At 67.3% G+C, this 18,233-nt stretch carries 19 protein-coding genes and 2 pseudogenes; 4 read left to right on the top strand and 17 right to left on the bottom strand.

Annotated features, from left to right (window positions below):
• Positions 1-102 precede the first annotated feature (102 nt).
• The 6 genes and pseudogenes from EDD90_RS09780 to EDD90_RS09755 all read right to left on the bottom strand — a co-directional run bounded on the left by EDD90_RS09780 (position 103) and on the right by EDD90_RS09755 (position 5,576).
• Positions 103-879 (bottom strand): ATP-dependent DNA ligase, encoded by a 777-nt coding sequence (locus EDD90_RS09780; protein ID WP_260327768.1) that lies wholly within the window; start codon positions 877-879, stop codon positions 103-105.
• A gap of 254 nt (positions 880-1,133) precedes the next feature.
• Complete coding sequence (locus EDD90_RS09775; RefSeq protein WP_260327766.1) at positions 1,134-1,445, bottom strand: DUF2283 domain-containing protein; 312 nt, start codon at positions 1,443-1,445, stop codon at positions 1,134-1,136.
• Between the two features lie 69 nt (positions 1,446-1,514).
• Positions 1,515-1,916: pseudogene (locus EDD90_RS09770) on the bottom strand (IS5-like element ISSav6 family transposase); the annotation flags it as partial.
• 16 nt (positions 1,917-1,932) lie between these two features.
• Positions 1,933-3,057: an IS110 family transposase gene (locus EDD90_RS09765; RefSeq protein WP_123981086.1), complete on the bottom strand. Its 1,125-nt coding sequence runs from the start codon at positions 3,055-3,057 to the stop codon at positions 1,933-1,935.
• A gap of 240 nt (positions 3,058-3,297) precedes the next feature.
• Positions 3,298-3,660, bottom strand: a pseudogene (locus EDD90_RS09760) (transposase family protein); the annotation flags it as partial.
• 392 nt (positions 3,661-4,052) lie between these two features.
• A complete protein-coding gene (locus EDD90_RS09755) occupies positions 4,053-5,576 on the bottom strand; it encodes a hypothetical protein (protein ID WP_185149009.1) in 1,524 nt (507 codons plus the stop codon).
• A gap of 786 nt (positions 5,577-6,362) precedes the next feature.
• Here EDD90_RS09755 and EDD90_RS09745 point away from each other — a divergent pair.
• Positions 6,363-6,845 carry a hypothetical protein gene (locus EDD90_RS09745; protein WP_123972679.1) on the top strand — a complete coding sequence of 161 codons (483 nt, stop codon included), beginning with the start codon at positions 6,363-6,365 and terminating at the stop codon, positions 6,843-6,845.
• 67 nt (positions 6,846-6,912) lie between these two features.
• Here the strand turns inward: EDD90_RS09745 and EDD90_RS09740 are convergent, their stop codons facing one another.
• Together EDD90_RS09740 and EDD90_RS09735 are read right to left on the bottom strand one after the other, a co-directional pair.
• The gene (locus EDD90_RS09740) at positions 6,913-7,251 is read right to left on the bottom strand and encodes a type II toxin-antitoxin system PemK/MazF family toxin (protein WP_123972678.1); all 339 of its coding nucleotides are present in this window, start codon (positions 7,249-7,251) and stop codon (positions 6,913-6,915) included.
• Positions 7,248-8,405 carry a tetratricopeptide repeat protein gene (locus EDD90_RS09735; RefSeq protein WP_260327765.1) on the bottom strand — a complete coding sequence of 386 codons (1,158 nt, stop codon included), beginning with the start codon at positions 8,403-8,405 and terminating at the stop codon, positions 7,248-7,250. Before EDD90_RS09735 ends, EDD90_RS09740 begins: the two co-directional genes overlap by 4 nt.
• A 183-nt stretch (positions 8,406-8,588) precedes the next feature.
• On the opposite strand from EDD90_RS09735, the gene EDD90_RS09730 reads away from it, so the two are divergent.
• Positions 8,589-8,837: a hypothetical protein gene (locus EDD90_RS09730; RefSeq protein WP_260327764.1), complete on the top strand. Its 249-nt coding sequence runs from the start codon at positions 8,589-8,591 to the stop codon at positions 8,835-8,837.
• Positions 8,838-9,037: 200 nt separating this feature from the next.
• Here the strand turns inward: EDD90_RS09730 and EDD90_RS09725 are convergent, their stop codons facing one another.
• Both EDD90_RS09725 and EDD90_RS09720 read right to left on the bottom strand, forming a co-directional pair.
• Positions 9,038-9,244 carry a hypothetical protein gene (locus EDD90_RS09725; protein ID WP_123972677.1) on the bottom strand — a complete coding sequence of 69 codons (207 nt, stop codon included), beginning with the start codon at positions 9,242-9,244 and terminating at the stop codon, positions 9,038-9,040.
• A gap of 10 nt (positions 9,245-9,254) precedes the next feature.
• Positions 9,255-9,494, bottom strand: coding sequence for a hypothetical protein (locus EDD90_RS09720; protein WP_123972676.1), 240 nt, complete (start codon positions 9,492-9,494; stop codon positions 9,255-9,257).
• A 65-nt stretch (positions 9,495-9,559) separates the two neighbouring features.
• Between EDD90_RS09720 and EDD90_RS09715 the strand changes: the two genes are divergently transcribed.
• Positions 9,560-9,988 carry a DUF6233 domain-containing protein gene (locus tag EDD90_RS09715; RefSeq protein ID WP_123972675.1) on the top strand — a complete coding sequence of 143 codons (429 nt, stop codon included), beginning with the start codon at positions 9,560-9,562 and terminating at the stop codon, positions 9,986-9,988.
• On the opposite strand, the gene EDD90_RS09710 is transcribed toward EDD90_RS09715, so the two are convergent.
• Together EDD90_RS09710 and EDD90_RS09700 are read right to left on the bottom strand one after the other, a co-directional pair.
• Positions 9,985-10,860: a hypothetical protein gene (locus EDD90_RS09710; protein WP_123972674.1), complete on the bottom strand. Its 876-nt coding sequence runs from the start codon at positions 10,858-10,860 to the stop codon at positions 9,985-9,987. The two genes, EDD90_RS09715 and EDD90_RS09710, sit on opposite strands and share 4 nt — an antisense overlap.
• 960 nt (positions 10,861-11,820) lie before the next feature.
• Positions 11,821-12,843: an IS110 family transposase gene (locus EDD90_RS09700; RefSeq protein ID WP_123972389.1), complete on the bottom strand. Its 1,023-nt coding sequence runs from the start codon at positions 12,841-12,843 to the stop codon at positions 11,821-11,823.
• Positions 12,844-12,993: 150 nt separating this feature from the next.
• On the opposite strand from EDD90_RS09700, the gene EDD90_RS09695 reads away from it, so the two are divergent.
• Complete coding sequence (locus EDD90_RS09695) at positions 12,994-13,734, top strand: methyltransferase domain-containing protein (RefSeq protein ID WP_123972673.1); 741 nt, start codon at positions 12,994-12,996, stop codon at positions 13,732-13,734.
• Positions 13,735-13,795: 61 nt separating this feature from the next.
• On the opposite strand, the gene EDD90_RS09690 is transcribed toward EDD90_RS09695, so the two are convergent.
• From EDD90_RS09690 to EDD90_RS57065, 5 genes are all read right to left on the bottom strand, one after another.
• Entirely contained in the window at positions 13,796-15,052 is a 1,257-nt protein-coding gene (locus tag EDD90_RS09690) for an IS256 family transposase (RefSeq protein WP_123972672.1), read from the bottom strand.
• 273 nt (positions 15,053-15,325) lie between these two features.
• The gene (locus EDD90_RS09685; protein WP_123972671.1) at positions 15,326-15,646 is read right to left on the bottom strand and encodes a hypothetical protein; all 321 of its coding nucleotides are present in this window, start codon (positions 15,644-15,646) and stop codon (positions 15,326-15,328) included.
• Positions 15,647-16,074: 428 nt separating this feature from the next.
• Positions 16,075-16,791: a ParA family protein gene (locus EDD90_RS09680; protein WP_123972670.1), complete on the bottom strand. Its 717-nt coding sequence runs from the start codon at positions 16,789-16,791 to the stop codon at positions 16,075-16,077.
• A 178-nt stretch (positions 16,792-16,969) separates the two neighbouring features.
• Positions 16,970-17,539: a helix-turn-helix domain containing protein gene (locus EDD90_RS09675; protein WP_260327763.1), complete on the bottom strand. Its 570-nt coding sequence runs from the start codon at positions 17,537-17,539 to the stop codon at positions 16,970-16,972.
• On the bottom strand, positions 17,536-18,180 hold the full coding sequence (locus tag EDD90_RS57065; RefSeq protein ID WP_260327762.1) for a helix-turn-helix domain-containing protein: 645 nt from the start codon (positions 18,178-18,180) through the stop codon (positions 17,536-17,538). Before EDD90_RS57065 ends, EDD90_RS09675 begins: the two co-directional genes overlap by 4 nt.
• Positions 18,181-18,233: the final 53 nt, after the last annotated feature.

Here is an 18,233-nt window from a genome sequence, read left to right as displayed (position 1 = left end):
GACTCCTGGTCTCTCGACGAACGTGATCGAGGATCCCAGGTCCCTGTGCGTGCGTGCACCGGCTTTCCTGTCAGGTATCCCCAGAGCGGAGGCCGACCGGTATCAGGCGCCGAACGGCGGAACCTGTTCCACGCCCAGGTCGTCACGGAGCCGTACGAAGCGCACAGGATGCCGGTAGTGGCCCTCGTCGATCGCGGTATCGGCCTGGAACTCCGCCACCAGCTCGGGGCGCACGGGGCGGTACTCCAAGTCGCCGCGAATACCCCAGCCGGCAGAGAAGCGCCGACCGTGCCACGGATGATCGGAGCCGGCGTCGCGGAGACGCCCGGCGGGGTCTCGCCGTACGGCGGTGGCCAGGGGCGTGGAGCGGGCGATCAGCCTCAGGTGGCCGGCACCGTCGTACCGGGCCAGCAATAGCGACACGGGCGACGACAGCGTGCCGGTGACTCCGCCGATGAGCTCCTCGGCTGTCGTACGAGAACGGACCTTGATCCAAGCCCTCTGGCCACACAGATACGGTTGCTCACTTCCCTTGACCACGACCCCCTCGACACCGACGGCGCCCCAGGCCGGATCGAGCCAGTCGAGCGCGGTCGCCCGGTCCGTAGTAGCGGGACACAAGGTGAACGGGGCCCCGAGAACGTCTCCGGCGAAGAGGTCCTCTAGGATCGCGCGCCGCTCGCGGTACGGCCGATCCAGCAGCTCGGCCCCCGCAGCCTCAAGGACGTCGAAAGCGATCAGGTAGGCCGGGCGTTCGGCGGCGGCCTTGAGGGCGTTGCGACCACGGCGGCGCGCGCGGTGTTGCAGCTCACCGAAGTGCAATCGCCCCTCGTGCGGAACTACGAGTTCTCCGTCGAGGACGAGGGATTCGCGAAGCACGGTGCGCCCGCGGCAGCGATGTCAGGGAAGGCGGGCGTGAGGTCTGCGCCGTGGCGGGACTACTGGACCTTGACCAGGCCGGGGCGGGCGCAGAGCACGGTCCGGAAGCCGTCCGGCTTGATTTATGCACTGTTGGGCTGTCCGCAGATATTGTCCGGCGTCATGTAGATCATGGGATGGCGAGTGCACCTTACTCGCCGGAGCGGGCACGGCCATGCGAGGCACCGGCGCTCATGCGGGCGTTCGCGCCCGCACTAGGAGCTTGACGGGTGCATGCACTGAGCCTTTTCCAACCTGTTCGCCGCGAGCGTGGTGCTCGGCTGGTTATGCACCTTCGGTGTCAAGTCGCTCCGCGGACTGGAGCAGGTACTCGGGCAGTTTCGAACTGGCCGCCCCTCGATGCCGATGAGGCGGCCCTGCTCGTCGAAGTCGAGGTTGATCATGCCGTCGACGTCCACTGGATCGCAGGGATACATGCGCGCGGACTTCACGCGGGCCTGCGGTTGAGTGAGGTATACGTACGCTGCGTTGGCGGTCTTGTCGTAGGTGACTCTGACGTCTGTCACGGTGAGCGGTCTCCCTTGCTGTCGTTGATGGTGGCGCTGTCCTTGTGCATGCCTCCGGCTGCAGCGATCTCAGGCTGCCGTGGCGAGGTGCAGGGCCAGGACGGCCTTGACGATGTCGGTGATGCGGGTGGTGCTGCAACGGAGTTTGCGCAGGAGCCGCCAACTCTTCAGGGTGGCGTTGGCCTGCTCTCCGACGGCTCGGATCCTGGCGTGGGAGGAGTTCACCGCTCGCTTCCCGGCTGGGAGCGTGCTCCAGCGGCCCCGGTAAGGCACCCGGATCGTCCCCTGCGCTCCCTGATATCCCTTGTCGGCCCATGTCCGGATGCCGGCTTGGGTGAGCGCTTCGATGATGCCGTGGATGCGTGCGGCCTTGATGTCGTGGACGGCACCTGGCAGGGCAGATGAGGCCCAGAGCAGGCGTCCGAACGCATCGGCGATGACCTGGACGTTCATGCCGTGGCGCTTGTGCTTGATGCCCCTATGTTCGTCAAGCTGCGGTCGTGAGGGTCGCTGGATCATCAGACCGCTGGTGGCATGTGACCATGTCGGCGCGTATCAGGGCATAAACCTCGCGGGCTGCGTAGCGTTTCAGACAGCGCATTACCTCGCGCTTCCCCTTTCCCTCGGCGGTGCGCCGCTCCAAATAGACGCGGGTGCGTTCGTCCTGTCGCATGCGGGTGACCACGATGCGGTGCAAGGCGGCGTTGGCCTGTCTGTCCCCGCCCCGGTTGAGCCGGCGACGCCGGCTCTTGCCCGAGGATTGCTCGACGGGACTGACGCCGCAGAGCGCGGCGAAGGATGCCTCGCTGCCCAGCCGCTCAGGGTTGTCGCCGGCTGCGATCAACAGGGCCGCCGCGCTGTCAGGCCCGATCCCGAACCGGGCCAGCAGGCTGGGCGCGGTGGCCTTGACCGCAGTGGTCATTCGCTGCCCGAGTTCGGTGACTTCCTGCCGAAGCCGCAAGACGCGCTGTGCGAGCAGCCGGAGCGTGAAGACCGCCGTGTTGGCAGCCGGATCGTCACCGCGGGGGTCGACCAGCTCCGCGCAGCGGCTGACCAGGAGCCAAGTCGAGAGCGGCTCCAACTCCTCGCGCAGCGTAGATGGAGCGTTGACCAGCACTGCCTTGAGCTGGTTGAGCGCCTGGGTGCGCGCCTTGACCGCGGAGTTCTTCGCCAGTCGGAGGATGCGCAGCGCTTCCACCTGCCCGTCGCCGCTCTTCGGCAGTGCCCGGGCGGTGCCCGAGAGCGCGGCCCGGGCGGCAGCCTCGGCGTCGATGGCGTCGGTCTTGCCGCGGCGGCGCCGGGTGGATCGGTCGGGCTGGTTGACCTCAACCACCGCCACCCGCTGGGTCGCGAGGTAGCGGGCCAGACCGGCACCGTAGGAGCCGGTGCACTCTACCCCGGCCCGAAGAACGGTCCCGGATTGGCCTGCCCAGTCCAGAAGTTGGCGGTAGCCGGCCGCGGTGGCCGGGAACTCTCCCGTGCCCAGCAGCGCGCCGAGGTGGTCAAGGACGGCGGCGACGTGCACGTCCTTGTGGGTGTCGATGCCGAGCACCACCGAACGCGGAGCAGCCGGAGCCTCAGCAGCTTGGACGGCACGGACGGCAGCGGGCATGCTGAGGGTGGTCACGGTGCTCCTGTTCGACGACGCGGTACCGATGTCCAGCGCCGGTCGGTGGAGCGGTCAGGACTGTGACGGTGCCTTCTAGGCCAAGGCCCCTATCGGGACACGCTCCGTCGGCCCGGTACTGGTACGCGTCGCTCCGGCCGGGCCGACAGATCAAACACAAGGCACAGCAGCCAGCCAGAGTACGAGTCAGGCCACGGCCGGAACGACACGGCCATCATCCTCACAGCCGGAGTAGTAGGGGCGGTCGGCGGCAATGCGGTCGATGTGCAGCAGGGTGCCGTCCAGGATCACGAATGCCTTGTTGGCGGCGACGGTCATAGCCTGCTGGAGGGTGGGGGCGAGGGCGGCCAGGACCTCAACCGCCTCGACGATGTACCGGTAGACGGTGGCCAGCCCGATCCCGAAGCCGGCCGCGAGCTGGGCGTACGTGTGCCCGCAGCGCAGATGGGCCAGCGCGAGCAGAGCCTGTCGGTCCGCGGTCAGGCGGCGCCAGCGCGTGCCGCGCTCACGACGCCGGGCTCTCAGCAGGCCGGACAGGTAGCGCAGGGTCGAGTTGGACAGATCGATCCCCGATGGGTAGACAAGCACACGAAGCTCCGGGCGGACAGGTTGATCTTGGTCGACAACCCATCTAACAGGAGCTTCACCTTTTCCTCAACGCCGCCCTCAGCCAACCAACTTGCTACGCAACCAGGTTGGAAAAGCCTCACTATGGCTGGTTCCCAAGGAGTTCGGTGAAGAACTGGCGAAGCATCGCTGGAGCACTGTTAAGGCACAGTTCGTGCCCACCGAATCGATACACCTCATACCCCTTGAGCCGTAGCGCACGGTCTTCGGCGACCATCTTCGAAGGGTGTAGCTCCTTTCAAGGGACAGGCTGAGCTGGGCATTTGCCTGACCGGCCGGGCTGAGCACCGCATAGATCGTTTCGAAACCGCCAGGTCACGCTCGGGGCCGGATCAAGATCGACTGCCTGGAAGTCACGGATCGCGGCGATGCCCTCCTGGAGACCCGGTTCGATCACCCGGTCGCGCGCCAAGCCGCAGTTCATGCAGGTAGGGCCGTCCCTTGAAAGGAGCTACACCCATCTTCGAATACAGCCGCGGGGACGCCTCGCTCCCCTCGGCGTAATGGTGTTGGCCGTCCACTTCCACCACAACACGGACTCCGTGCGGGAGCAGCAGGAGGAAGTCCATACGTTCGCGGCCCAGGACACTGTCTTTGCCGGCACGCTCCTTGCGCGTCTTTGGGTCCATGTGCAGGTACACCTGCGGCAGCAGCGCCGGGTGGTTGGCTGCCGTCTCGTTGATGGGGTACAGCTCGCAGTAGGCGCGGAACACCGTCTGCTCGGGTGAGAGCCACTTTGGCCGCTCGGGATCGCAATGCAGGCACGCATACAGCCGCTTGTAGAGAGCACGGCCGACCTCGTTGTCCGGCATGGTCTCGGGGAGGGACTCCCGGGCCCGCCACCAGGTGATCATCTCGCCCCAGGTCAGGCCGGATGCGCTGAGCGGCTGGCTATACACGAGGCAGAACTGCTCGTTCTTCACTACCAGGACATCGTTGTTGATGGCGTCGCCGAGCACGAACTCCGGTTTCGGCCCATCCGCGGCAAAGATCAGGTTCTTCATGGCGCCGGGCACGCCGGCGCCGATCGTGCGGGCGGCGAAAACCGGTGCGCCGCTGATGCTGTCCACTTCGACGAGCTCGTAGCCGTCGTGCGCCAGCGTCTCGTTGAAGAGGACATGGAGGCGCTCGACTTCGGCGGGGTCGGTGCGCACTGCCGGGTGCAACATCTCGGCCAGGAACCGCAGGAGGGCTTCGTCGCTGTTAGCCAGGCCGAACCGCTCGTCGCGCCAAATCCAGTCGTCTTCCCAGTCTGCGGGGTTGTTGATGCAGTGCTGCCAGATGTCCCGGGCCGCGTTGGCGAACCGGGAGTCGTGGCTGGGCAGGTTGTCGAGGTCGTACAGGCGGCTCAGGAACTGCACCTCGTCGAGCGTTCCGCCCCACCACCCGCCTGCGAGGCCGTCGCGGAGTCGGCGGCGAGTGACGTCGGTGACGCGGCGCGGTTGGTCTCGGCTCTGCCGGAGATGGGGATGGTACTCATCCAGCTGGCTCAGGACGAGACCGAACACGCTGTTGATGTAGCTCCGGCGTGCGTCGTAACTGTCGCTCATTCCCTGGTCTTTCCAGTAGCTCTTGAAGCTCTTGAAGTCCCGGAAGGGCAGGTTGAGGGCTACGCCGAGGCGCTTCAGCACCGAGCGGATGGTCCGGAGGAGAACTCCGATCTCCTCGTCGTCGAGAGTCTGGCCTCCACCCGTGCCGAATGCTTCAAGATCGACCATGGCAAGCCGTGTCAGCTCGTACGCCGCGTCCAAGTCGGTCACGTCGTCCAACGAGGTGCTGCGAAGGCGCTCGACTCGGCTGGTATCCAGGCAGGTCCTCGTGTAGCTGAACGGCTCCGCACCAACCTGCCGGGCAACAAGGAAGCGATGCTTGGTCACGCCCTGATTATCCCGTCGGCACCGCCGGTTCGGGCCTGATCGGGGCTTTTACGGTTCGCGCATCAGCCTCGGCGGGCGTGGGGGCAGGTACATCAACCCTGGGGGCAGGCCTCTGAGCACGAGACCCGCTCCCTCTGGCCTCGGCACCGGCCGCCGTACCAATGGACAGATGGACAACTTCCAATCCTGTCCATAGCTTCTGCTCCGCGATCAGACGTCCCGGCAATGCCCCGTCTGGAGGCAGTGCGCGCCGAGCTTCGGCGAGCATCGGCTCGAACAGGGGAGTCAGCGTCCCCCCTTCACATTTACGCGATGCTGCTCGAACGCGCGCGTTGACCACCCAGAGGAACTGGCGACATCCCAGACGTAGGGGGAGGCCCGCCACCTCGCGGTGCCTGCCCCGTCCGCGATCAGCGAAGCCTGCGGTGACTACGCCATCGTCAACAACATGTGAGACGGCATCTGGGGCGGCATGACCGCCGACGAACGCGACGAACTCGCGGCCACTCTGGTCGAGACCACCGGCTGACGACGATCACTCAGCGATACTTGAAGGGGTTCACGACGGAGACGCGAACCTCCTATCGGTGTGTGACTGCCGTTAGAAGGGGCCTCAGCTCCTTCTAGCGGCGGATCACGGCCGAGCGGGGCTCAGACCAGCACGCCCAGGGGCGGAGACAGGGCGTAGCGGTGCCAGGTTCAGATGAGTTACGGTCAAAGCACGCCTACGGGCGCTACGTCCACGGACATCTGGGCCTACGGGCCCTCTCCCTACGAGGAGTTTGCGTGCTTACGCTCACGCCAATCGAACGCGACATGCATCGCCTTCTGCGCTCCCTCGCGAAGGCTGGCGACCCGGCCGACCCGCTTTCAGTCTGCATCGGCTACAAGGAATTCGTGCAGCGCGTTGACCCACACGGCTTGGACCCATACACGTCGCAGGGTCAGATGCGGGGCCTGTACCCGAAGCTCGGCCACATCAGCGCCTACGAGCACCAGCACGGTCGGCCGCTGCTGTCGGCGCTTGTCATTCGCAAGGCAACCGGTCGGCCCGGGGCCGGCTTTGCCGATCTTGCGTCACAGCTCGGCTTCGAAGCCGCCGAAGAACCTGAGTTCTGGGAACATCAGGTTGAGCAGAGCGTGCGTTTCTGGTCCGCTGACGATCCGGTCATGCTACTGGATTCCGCGATGGACCAGGTGCTGAAGGAACTTGGCTCGCTCAAGCGCGCCGTACGCCGACTGGCGGCGAGGCCGGCCGCGAAGGGCTGAGACCAGCGCACTCCGTCGTAGGCGGAGTGCGCACTTTCGTGCGGGGTGCCGGTTCGCGACGGCTGGCTCAGTAGCTCAAGCCCTGCGAGAGCCCCATCAGGTTGGCGAGTGCGTACTCGACTTGGGCCAGATTGACCGCCGTCAGGATGTCCACCGGGTCCTCGTCCAAGAAGTATTGAAGATCGATCGTACGGATTTGGTCCACCAGAGCTCTCGTCTCACGGCCGTCGATCACCAACAAGGGGCGGAAAATGGCTTCCTGGGCTCTCGTTGAAGTCGGGATGACCGTGGCCGTCGACCAGGCCGGAAACGGGTGGCTCATCAAGATGCCCAGCCGCTTCCCCTTCTGCTCGTGACCTCGCTTGGCATCTCCGAGGTCGATGCGGTAGACGCCTCCCCGGATCACCGCTTGCCTGCTCGCCGAGCGGCAAGGGACCGCAAGTGATTGATCTTCCAGTGCCGCATCGGGTGACGAGGCGCTACGTGGGAGAGTCGTGAGTCACTGTCGATGAGAACGGCGCTACCCGCGGGGCGCAGTAGTACGTTGGCGGGACGGAGGTCGCCGTGGGCCGTGAACTTCCTCAGACCAATGTGCTCCCAGTCCGAATGTAGAGAGTCGACAGACTGGCCTACCGCATCCTGCGCCGCAGCCATGAGGCTTCCTAGCCCAGATGCTAGGTCGTGTGCAACCACAGCGGTGCCGCCTCCGGGGTGCGTGACGAGCAGAGCACCGGTGTCGGAATCCCCCAGGAACCGGTGCTGGTCGGCCACCACCCGCTCCAGCAGCGCGATTGCCTCGCCGGTGCGCCCCGCCCGCTGATAGGAATCGGCCAGCTTGGTACGGGTGGCGACCGTAGAAGGATGCTCATCCCCCAGCAACCGCTCCTGGTCGGTCAGCACCTGCTCCTCGATCGCGATTGCCTGATCGGTACGCCCCGCCTCCTTGTAGGAAGCGGCGAGGTTGGCGCGAGCGGTGAGCGTGTAAGTGTGATCGCTCCCCAGCAACCGATCGTTGTCGGCCACCACACGCTCCAGTAGCGCGATCGCCTCATCGATGCGCCCCACCTTCTGATAGGAAAAGGCGAGGTTGCTGCGGGCGGCGAGCGCGCCCGCGAGGTTTGCGTTCCGTGCCGCCTCAGTGAACGCTGCGCTCCGCATCGTCTTGGAGATCACGGCAGCATGCTGGCGGAGAGGCGCCATCATCTCGGCGTTGGCGCGTCGCACTGCCCCCATCGCCTCATAGGTAAGGCGGCCTACGGGCACCTGTCCCGAGGGGGCAGGGGTTGGCTCGGGAGTCGAGGGGCTCGCCGCTGACCGAGTAACGGGGCGAAGATCGACGACCTTGCCTTCGTCGTCGTAACCCCACTCGTCGGCCTCTTCGGATAGATCCTCGCCGCTTGCGGCGATTCGCTCCATATCGCGGCGGGCTTGGGCTTGCCATTCTTCACGCTCAAGGGCGCGCAGCGCCCGACGCATGACATCGGACGTCGTCTCGCCCGAGCGCTTGTGCGCCTGGATAATCCGGTCGTCGGCCTCTGTGGGCCTGAATCCCACACCCATGTCTTGAGCGTACAACGATTGTTAAACAGGTGGGAATGTCGCTTCCTCCTGACCGCCGCAGCCAGGGGCTGGGGGCCTCCACGCGTTCCCACCCGGCTCACTCAAACCGGCCACATGCCCAACCACAGCGGACAGCACACGCCGACAGGCGCCTTCATCGGGCACTGCTTAGGATCCATGGGCGTGGCAGAAATACCCGATGAGTTGATCAAGCTGGAACGATCCGCCGAAGAGGAGCGGGCGAAGCTCGCCGGCCTCAAGGACAAGGAGGAGTACGAGGCGCAGCGCGTGAGGTGGCGTGATGCGGGCGCCGCCTTCCAGGCCGCGGTGACCGAGTACGCGGCACGCGAGGACGTGACCATGTCGCGGTACCAGCTGGAGCAGGCGGTGAAGCGCGCGGTGCGGCACGCCGGGGAGGACCCTGCCAAGTAGCCAGTCGGTATGCGCGTGGACAACCGATAGTCGCCGACCGGCGGAAGCCCGCGAAGGCTGCTGGCCAATCGCGCGCCGGCCTCGCCTGCGGTGGACCGTGTGTCCGGTGGGTGCTCGAACCGGTGGCGCTCCACCTGCCAGCGGGCACGCTCCGGGCTCGGGTACAGGCGATAGGCCATGATCCCCAGGATGGCGGAGGGCTACGGCTCTTCCGGCCACGACGTCAACACGGCACCTGTCTCCTCGTCGGCGAGAGTGACACGCGCCCTTGGCATGCTGCCGCGCTCGTCAACCCACGCTGAGAACTTCTCGCGGGCAGTCACCTCCGAGACCCACCAGCCGTGCATTATCGGTCCGCTGTCGATGGAGAGCACCAAATGGAAGCCCTCGGGGTGCGCGGCATCCATGGCGTCCACGCTACGACCAAGCCAGGTCGAACCCGATGAGCATGCAATCGCGACACGAGTCCCGCCATCGCAGGTCCAGCCGCTGTGTGGCATAGGGCAGCGCGCCGCAGGAGGAGCAGCAACGGCGGTCAGGGGAGGTCGGATGGACTCGGGCAATGCCGCCGGAGAACCGCAGCGGGCCGCCCGGCGCGGCATCGAGGACGGCGGAGTCGACGCCGAGGGCGGCGAGGACTTCCAGCTCGGGGCGCATGCCGCCTCTCCGCTCATGTGTCCTGTGGGGTGCCAGAGGGCAGCCTACTCCCTAGAATCGAACGTGTGAACGATCTGCCACCCGATACCCGTCGCCTCAAGGTAATCCTGGCGTACCTGGAGAAGCAGATCGCCGACGAGGAGACTCTGCTGACATACCTCCGGCTTCAGGTCCACAACGTCCAGGCCGCGCTCGCCCGCGCCGAAACCCCAGATCCCCCCGCACCCCAGCGCCGTCGAGGGCGACCCGTCAAGGGCGGGAGCAACCTCCCGGCCATGACCCAGGCCGGCACTTCGGTCGGCTTCGTCGTCCAGCGGAAGCGCACCCCGAACGGGCCCGAGCCCGCCATGGTCCACCTGGACGACTGCACGCTGATCGAGGGCATGCGCTACTCGATCAGCGCCCACGACGCTCGGGCCTCACTCACCGACCCGAACGTCGTGCCATGCGCCTTCTGCCGGCCGGACACCGAACTGGGCATCGACGTCGCCTAAGAAGCGATCCGCTGGAGGAGGTAGAGCATCCGGTCGGCGCGGTCGGGAGCGACGGGGAGGCGGTGGGTGGCCGTCCACGGGTTAAGGTCGGCCCGCCAGTGCATGGCCAAGGGCTTCAGCTCGTGACGGCGGTCGTAGCCGGAGGGGAAGGGCCACGCGACGTCAAGGGCGCGCAGGGCATGGCCGAGGTCGGCGAGGACGTTGTTGCCCCACACGAGGACGGTCTTTTCGCCGAGCGTGGTGCGGATGGTTTCGGCGGCCTGGCGCGGGTCGGCAGCTCCGTCAGGGGTGCCCTTCGACCGGGGCGGAACCAGTCGCATCTGTACGCCGACGAGGACTCTGCCGTCGGCGCCGAGCGCGGTGACTTCCGCGGCTGATGGCGTGCGCCGCTTGCCGGAGTCGGTCGTGCCGCGGTCGGTGTAGGCGACGTGAACGACGGCGAGGTCCCCGCCTCCCAGGAGCCGGGTGGCTTCCTGTTGTGCGTGGGCACGGGCTTCACCGGCCTTCCGCTGGGCAGCACGAAGGCGTTCGACGTGGGCGCAGGCCGGGCACAGCCGCCACGACTCCACCTTCGTACACGGCAGTTCAGGCCGGGCTCCGCACTGCTCACACACCCGGGGCCCGGTCCTACGGCGGGCGGCGGCCGCGGACAGCTGAGCTGCGCTCGCGGAGGTCGGCACCGACTCGCTGATCAGGTAGAGGTCGAACGTGGCGCGGCGACTGGCCCCGTCGCGGCCCTGCACGGTGGCACGGGCCGGGCCGCCCGGTTGCCGCGGCAGGTCGAGATCCCTTAGCTGGGTCTTCGTCATGTACGTGCCGGTCGGTACCTCGCCCCAGTATTTGTAGTGGTCAAGCTCCGGTTTTTGCTTCACTTGTGCTCCTTGAAGAGATGATCTGGTTCTTCGATTTCGGTACGACGGGTTGTGATCAAATCCAGGCGCCCCGCCAGTGGCAGGGCCTTCGATGGCCACCTCGGCGATGGTGCGGCCCTCAGGAGCGCCGCACACCAGCAAGCGATGTCGTTGAGTTCGTTCAGGTCAGCGCTGTACTCGACCGCCGCGACGCCGCAGCGCCCTTGGGTATGCGGCACAGCTACAAGCGCATGGTCTTGAGCGTCCAAGCGCCACGTCACCTGTCGTCCCGGGTGGCCGCCCCGCTCGGGGCGGCCAACTGAAGTACCTGGGAGATCAGCCCATTGGGCTCAGTCTTCCGACCTGGGTGGATTGGCAGCCGGTTCGGGTGGATAGCCCCTGGCCCGGAGAAACGTATCGAGGGCGAGAGCGACGATGTCCCCGTGAGGGATGCCGCTGTCGGCGTTGTAGCGGCGGATGCGTCGCTGCAGTTGGAGCGCGTTGGGAACGGCGTGGTTGAGCTGGCCTCGTCTGGTGTGGCGTGAGTCGATGATTGCTTGCGTATCGGGGTGCGGGGCGAAGGGGTCGTCGGTGGGGTCGGACTGGGCTTCGAGAACGTCAGCGAGGTCGCGTAGAAGGCGGACGTGGTGGGCGTGGAGAAATTGTCATTCCTGAAGGGGTGGGTTTGGTCAAGGGCGGTATATCTGCTGGTTGTTGATGGTTCTGGGCAGCGTTGACCGGCTCGCGGGCAACGGGTGAGGTCGGCGAGGGTGCGTGTGTTCTGTGGGGTTGTGGGTGTCGCTCGTCTCCGCTGTGTGATGCAGGAGGGCAGGGCCATGGCTCGGCTGCCGGTCATTCCTTCGCGGCGTGAGGCCGCATGGAGCGGTGCGACGTGCGGCAGGCGGGGTCAATCAAAACCGCGACCGCGCCGGGTGGGGGTCAGACAATTGCCCGACCGCGCGCCTGCCGCCACCGAGCTGCTCACGCGGCCTGGCGGGCCAGGGCGCGGATGTGCCCGTCGCGCAGCCCGTAGTAGACCAGGGTGAGCAGTTTGCGGGCCGCGGCGATCTTCGCGATGTTCTTGCCGCGGCGGGCCTCGATCCGGGCCCGATCCTCCTTGATCTTGGGGGTGGTCTTGCGCTGGATAGCCTCCACGACCGCCCAGCGGACCAGCTTGCTGCCCTGTTTGGTGACGTGTCCGCGGCGTGCGACGGTGTCGGACTCGTAGTGGCGCGGGGTCAGTCCGGACCAGGAACACAATCGGTCGGCGGAGGGGAAGCGGTGCACGTCGCCGATCTCGGCGACCAGCACGGCCGCCAGTACAGGCCCGATGCCGGGCAGCCACTGGATGGCCCCGCAGCCGGCGTGACCGCGAAGTCGTTCGGCGATGCGGCGGTTGAAGAGGTCTTCCTCCGCGTCGAGGATGTCGATCAGCTTCAGCAGGGACGCCACGCGCTGGGCATAGGCGCCGGACAGAGCGGTCTGCTCGAGCTGGGCACGGCCATCGACCCCGAACAGGTCGGACACCGCGATGAGCACGCCGACCTTCGCAAGCACGGCATGTACCTGAGCCTTCAGCCCGGAGCGGAGCGCGACCAGCTTGGCCCGGTAACGCACGAGTTCGCGCAGTTCCCGGGTCTCGGCCGGGGCGATCCATGACTCCGGCAGCCGCCCCATGCGCAGTAGGTCGGCCAGGTCCGCGGCATCGCGGACATCGTTCTTGACGCGCCGATAGGCGAAGCCCTTCACGCCCAGTGGGTGCGCCAGGTGAACCTGTGCTCCGGCCGCCTGGAGCACGTCGGCCGCCCAATACCAGCCGTAAGTGGCCTCCAGGACCACGTCCGGGCGGGTCCCGGCCTGCTCGATCTGCAGGCCCAGCGCCACCGGGTCGTTGACGATTCGTACCGCGCTCAGCTGCTCGCCGTGATCGGTCTGCCGCACGATGACGGATCGCCTGCGGTGCAGGTCGATGCCGACGTATTGGTGTCCGTCATACTCGCTCACCAAGGGCCTCCTTCGCCGTGACGAACGTGAGTACCCGGGACCTACCCCGGCAGCCCACGGGGGCGGAGGCCCCGCCCCTTCATCGCATCAATACTTGTGGATGGCTCATCAGCAACGGTAGGTGATGAGTGACGAGGCATACTGCCAGTCGTGACGACGTATGACCGCATCGGTGCGACCTACAATCACACGCGACGCGCCGACCACCGGATCGCTGTCAAGATCCACGAGGCGCTTGGCGATGTCGGCACTGTCATCAATGTCGGCGCTGGCGCCGGCTCTTACGAACCACCGCAGACCATGCTGGCGGTTGAACCCAGTGCAGTGATGATCGCCCAACGTCCGGCCGGATCTGCGCGGGCCCTGCAGGCATCCGCAGAGTCGATCCCCATCGCCGACGACTCGGCCGACGCGGCGATGGCCATCCTGACTGTGCACCACTGGACGGACCTGGAAGCCGGTATCGGGGAACTCCTTCGGATCGCCCGGCAACGCGTCGTCATCTTCACTTGGGACCAGGCCGTCTTCCGCAGGTTTTGGCTGCTGGACGAGTACCTGCCCGAGGTAGCCGCGTTCACCGACACACAGGCCGTCCCCATCGATCGGCTGATTGCGCTGCTGGGAGACGCCCGCGTCGAGAGGGTCCCGGTTCCGCATGACTGCATCGACGGATTCGGCGCCGCCTTCTGGTGCCGACCTGAGGCATACCTCGATCCGCACGTGCGAGCCGGCATCTCGATGCTCGCCCAGACTGGCGAGGAGGTCCTCCGCCCGGGTCTGACCCGGCTGTCCAGCGACCTGTCCTCCGGCCTGTGGCAGGAACGCCACGCGGACCTGCTCGACCGTGAAACACTGGACGTTGGCTACCGACTTCTCGTAGCGGACCTTTAGACACAAGCGGGTGACCCGACTCAACACACAGGCAGATCTGTGCTTCTGCGGTGGAACTTGTTCATGCCGCGAGGGTCTCGGGTCGTTCGACGAGGTGGCCGCGCTCGAAGCGGGCCCCGGCGCGGACCAGAGCAACGAGATGGGGCGCGTTCACGGCCCGCCACCGGACCTGGGCGGACTCGATGAGCTTGAAGACCATGGCCAGTGCGGCGGCCCGGGAGCCTGCGCCTTTGGTGACCTTGGTCCGCAGTCGCACGGTGGCGAAGGTCGACTCGATCGGGTTGGTGGTCCGCAGGTGGACCAAGTGCTCGGCGGGGAAGTCGAAGAACGCCAGCAGCTCATCCTCGTCATCTGTGATCCTCTTGACGACCTTGGGGTACTTCGCCCCGTAGGCCCGCTCGAAGTCGCGGACTGCCCCGGCCGCGTGCTCCTTGTCCTCGGCGTTGTAGATCTCCTGGATCGCACGCTTGGCCGCGGGCTGGGCGGACTTCGGGAGGGCGTCGAGCACATTTGCAGCTTTATGCACCCAGCACCGCTGATGGCGGGTGTCGGGGAACACCTCGTTCAGCGCGTTCCAAAAGCCGAGTGCGCCGTCGCCGACGGCCAGGACCGGTGCACGCATGCCCCGGCGGGCGCAATCCCGCAGCAGGCCCGCCCACGCTTCGGACGATTCGCGGTAGCCGTCGGTCAACGCGATCAGTTCCTTCGTGCCGTCCGCTCGCACGCCCATCAGCACCAGGACCGCAGCTTTCGCTTCCTCCAGGCGTATCCGCAGGTGCACGCCGTCCGCCCACACGTACACGTAGTCCGTGGCGGACAGATCACGGTCCTGGAAGGAGGTGTGGTCGGCTTGCCACTGCGTAGTCAGCCGGGTCACCGTCGCGGGCGAGAGGCCGGCCGAGGACCCGAGGAACTGTTCCAGCGCGGGCACGAAGTCACCGGAGGACAGGCCGTGGAGATAGAGCAGCGGCAGCACCTCGCTGATTTTCGGGGACTTCCGGCACCACGACGGCAGGATCGCCGAGGAGAACCGCTTACGCTCCCCGGTGACTTCGTCGGTGCGCTTGTCGTTGACCCGCGGCGCCCTGACCTGGACGGTTCCGGCCGAGGTGGTGACCTTTCTGCGCTGGTGGTAGCCGTTACGGACCACCAGCCGACGCCCGTCACCGTCCCGTTCGTGAGACAGCTCGGCTATATAGGCGTTGACTTCGGCTTCCAACGCCGCGGCCAGCATCCGCCTGGCGCCTTCCCGGACGATCTCATCCAGCAGCGAGCTGCCGCTTGGCGTGGTGCCGTCCTCGGTGACTACCGTAAGCACGTTCACCCTTCCCGGCCGACGGTGCAACGTCGGCCTTGCTCGATGACCGATCGATCGATCCATCGGGAAGGTACGCCCCCTTCCGTCAGGCTGATCCACAGGTATTGAGCATTGCTCGTGGGCGTGGTCGGGCATGAGGTGCTCCCGTTGCTCCGACTAGTCGAATAGTGATCCGGCTAGTCGGCTATTGGGCTATTGCGATAGTGGGGGTGGCGGACACGGGCCCAGGGGGTCTGCGTCCGCCGCGGGCCGTACGAGGCGGCGGCTCGCTGTTCAGAAGCCTCGGTGGGACAGCCACTCATCCATCGCAACGGCGATGATGTCGCCGAGCGGCAGGTGATCGAGTTCGCTGTCCAGCATGAAGCGCTTGATCCGCCTCTTGAGCCGAAGGGCAGCCGGCACGGACGAGTCGAGATTCTCCCGGGTGATGATGCGCTGGTTGAGGACGACGGAGGCGTCGGGAATGTCCGCCGGGCGCCCCGGACCCTGCGTCCACGAAACACCTGTACTGGGCGCCTCCACCGATTGCGCTTTGCCGGTGTGCCCTGCCGTTGGGCTCTTGGCCTGCACGGGGAACGCTGCGCTGCCGATCACGACGGGCGCCGCCCCGCGGACGGCTATCGCGGCAGCCGCAACCGTGCCAGCAGCTCCGTCAGCGGAGGACGGCTCCTGGACGAAGGCGGGATCGCTCTGCGGAGCGTGTGCCGATCCTGTCTCTGCAGCCGTGCTGCCAGTCTGAAGCGGCGTACTGGTAGCCGTGACCGGTTCGGCGTTGCTCCTGGCGTCCGCAGGCGCGGCGTCTGCGACCGCCCGCGAGGGCTGAGGCTCCGCCGGAGCGGTCTGGGCCGGGCCGGGTTCGGGAGAGGCGGTCGCCTGGGGCGTCCGGGCTGCCTCCTGCTCGGCGGCGTACTGCTCGGGGGTGAGTTCGGCGGTCGGGGGAGGTGCGGACGCTGCGGGACTCTTGGCTCCGCCGCCGAGGGGGCGTCCGGTCCGGCGGGCGGGGGGCTTCGTGCGCTGTTCGCTCATGCCGAGGTCAGCTCCTTCATCAGCTCGACGTACTCGCTCAACTCGGTCGGAATCTCGCCGAAGGCCTCCATGTAGTGGACCCAGGAGTGGATGACGGTGTCGGCGAGCGGGAACGGCTCGTTACGGTCCGGACCGATGCCCTCGCCCTCGGGCGGGTCGAGGAGCTTGTCCTGGGCCGTACGGGGCAGGCTGGTGCGGCCGTCGGCCTTGACCAGGACCACGTGGGCGGTGACGCCGCGCTCGTTGCGGGCGGCGGCGCGCTCGGCCTCCTCGAAGGTGGCCACGAGCTTGCGGCGCTCGATCTTGGTCGGGGCGACCGGGACGAGCAGGAGGTTTGCCTCGGTGACCGCCTCGTGGAAGATGCGGGCGCTGCCGCCGCCGGCGTCGACGACGATCGCGCCGAACTCGGCGCGCTTGGCGCGGATGTACTCGGCCAAGTCATCGAACGGGTAGCGCTCGATGACCAGGTTGGCGGGGATCTCGAAACCTTCGGCCTGGGCGACCTTGAACCAGTCGTAGGCGGACTGGCTGCTCGCGTCGGCGTCCAGGAGCAGGGTGGGCAGGCCCAGGACGACGGCGTAGTACAGGGCGATGAACCAGGCGGAAGTGGTCTTGCCGGTGCCGCCCTTGAGCATGCCGACAACGATGACGAACGCGTCCCAGACGCTTGCCGTCGTCTTGGCCAGGTTCTTCTGACGGGTGGTCTCGTTCACGTGTGCTTGTTCTCCTCAATCGCAAGGCGTGTGTTGATCGCCGATGGCGGTCGCCACTGGTAAGTCGGGGGTGCGCCGGGATCCGGCGGCGCGCGGGCCGAAGGCATGCGGCCGGGCGGGCCAGCGCGAACACGGCGCGGAACCCAGCGGGACGCGCACGGCTGCCACAGCCAAGTAGTCATGACGGCTCCTTGGGCTGGCGGGCGGGGCCATGACGGTGCTGGGGCCGCATGGGTGTACCGGCCTGACGCAGGAGCCGGTAGACGGTGGCGGTAGAGAAGTTGCAGTCCTTGGCCAGCGCGGGCACCGTCGCCCCGGCCTCGTACCGCACCCGCAACCAATGGGCGAGCTTGTGCTGCTTCGCCCGCGACGCCGCGGAGCGGATCTGGATCGTTTGCCGGGTAGTGCGCACGCGTCCGCCGGCCTCGACGAGCAGCCGCCGCGCGGCTGGTTTGGACTTGCCCGCGGCCGCCGCGAGGTCGTTGAGGGTGGCGCCGTGTTGGTCGTAGAGGGTGCGCAGCCTGGCAGCCAGACGGGCGCGGGCCTCCACGTCCTCACGCATCCGGCGGGTCTGCCACGATGTCCGCATCACCGTCCCGGCCGCACGCAGCCGGTTCAGGACCGTCCCATACGGCAGGCCGCTGGTGGCCACGAGCTCCTGCACGGTGGCTCCGGCTTCGTACTGCTTGCGCAGCTTCTGAGGGCTGGGCGGCTCACCCTCGGGCGTTGTCGGGGATGGTGGGTTCATGCTGCGGACTCCCATTCACTGAGGGCTTGGGCGTGGGCTGCGGCCAGCTCGTCGTAGGTGCGCTGGTCGGCTGGGCCGATGAGGATCAACCGGCCGTCCGTGGCCACCCGCCACCCCTTGGCGGGCTGGCCGGTGGCTGGGTCGAGGACGCGTCCGTCCGGGGCGCGCCAGGCCGGGGGTATCTCGTCCGCGCGTACTCCGGGCACCAGGACCTGGCGGCCGTCGCGCACGATCACCACGGCGCGGCTGCGGTGCTCGGCCAGGCGTTCCAGCGCCTGGCGGTAGGCCGCGCGTTCGTCCGCGTGCAGGGTCTTGCGACGGGCCGCCGTGCCCGCTGTCCCGCTCTGCTGGGCGATCTCGTCCCAGTTCTGGGCGGCTTGTATTCCTGCAGCGGTCTCGGCGGTGGTGGGCAACTGGTCGATGCCGTGCAGGGCGTGGGGGGTGAGGGTCCAGGTCTCGCCGTGGTGCTGGACGAGACCGTGGCGGGCCAGGCGTTGCAGGGTGCGGTAAGCGGTGGCGCGGGAGACCGAGGAACTCGCGATCAGATCGGTGACGCTCTGGGCGGGTCGGGCGTACAGAGCACTGATGATCATCAGTGCGGCGCTGCCGAGGGCGTGGTGGGCGAAGGCGTCGTGGCCCATCAGGCGGGCCAGGACGGAGGAGTCGATGTCGGCGGCCGCGCCTGTCTCAGGGG

Origin of the sequence: Streptomyces sp. Ag109_O5-1 (assembly GCF_003814875.1) — a bacterium.
In the GTDB taxonomy this organism is placed as follows: Bacteria; Actinomycetota; Actinomycetes; order Streptomycetales; family Streptomycetaceae; genus Streptomyces; species Streptomyces sasae.
Note: the sequence above shows the minus strand (reverse complement) of the source record. Positions and strands in the feature narration are given on the sequence as shown.

Coding starts and splice junctions, on each gene's coding strand:
- EDD90_RS09675 (WP_260327763.1), bottom strand. CDS start 17,539: ATGAACCCACCATCCCCGACAACGCCCGAGGGTGAGCCGCCCAGCCCT.
- EDD90_RS09720 (WP_123972676.1), bottom strand. CDS start 9,494: ATGCGCCCCGAGCTGGAAGTCCTCGCCGCCCTCGGCGTCGACTCCGCC.
- EDD90_RS09735 (WP_260327765.1), bottom strand. CDS start 8,405: ATGGGTGTGGGATTCAGGCCCACAGAGGCCGACGACCGGATTATCCAG.
- EDD90_RS09765 (WP_123981086.1), bottom strand. CDS start 3,057: ATGCCCGCTGCCGTCCGTGCCGTCCAAGCTGCTGAGGCTCCGGCTGCT.
- EDD90_RS09725 (WP_123972677.1), bottom strand. CDS start 9,244: ATGGATGCCGCGCACCCCGAGGGCTTCCATTTGGTGCTCTCCATCGAC.
- EDD90_RS57065 (WP_260327762.1), bottom strand. CDS start 18,180: ATGGGCCACGACGCCTTCGCCCACCACGCCCTCGGCAGCGCCGCACTG.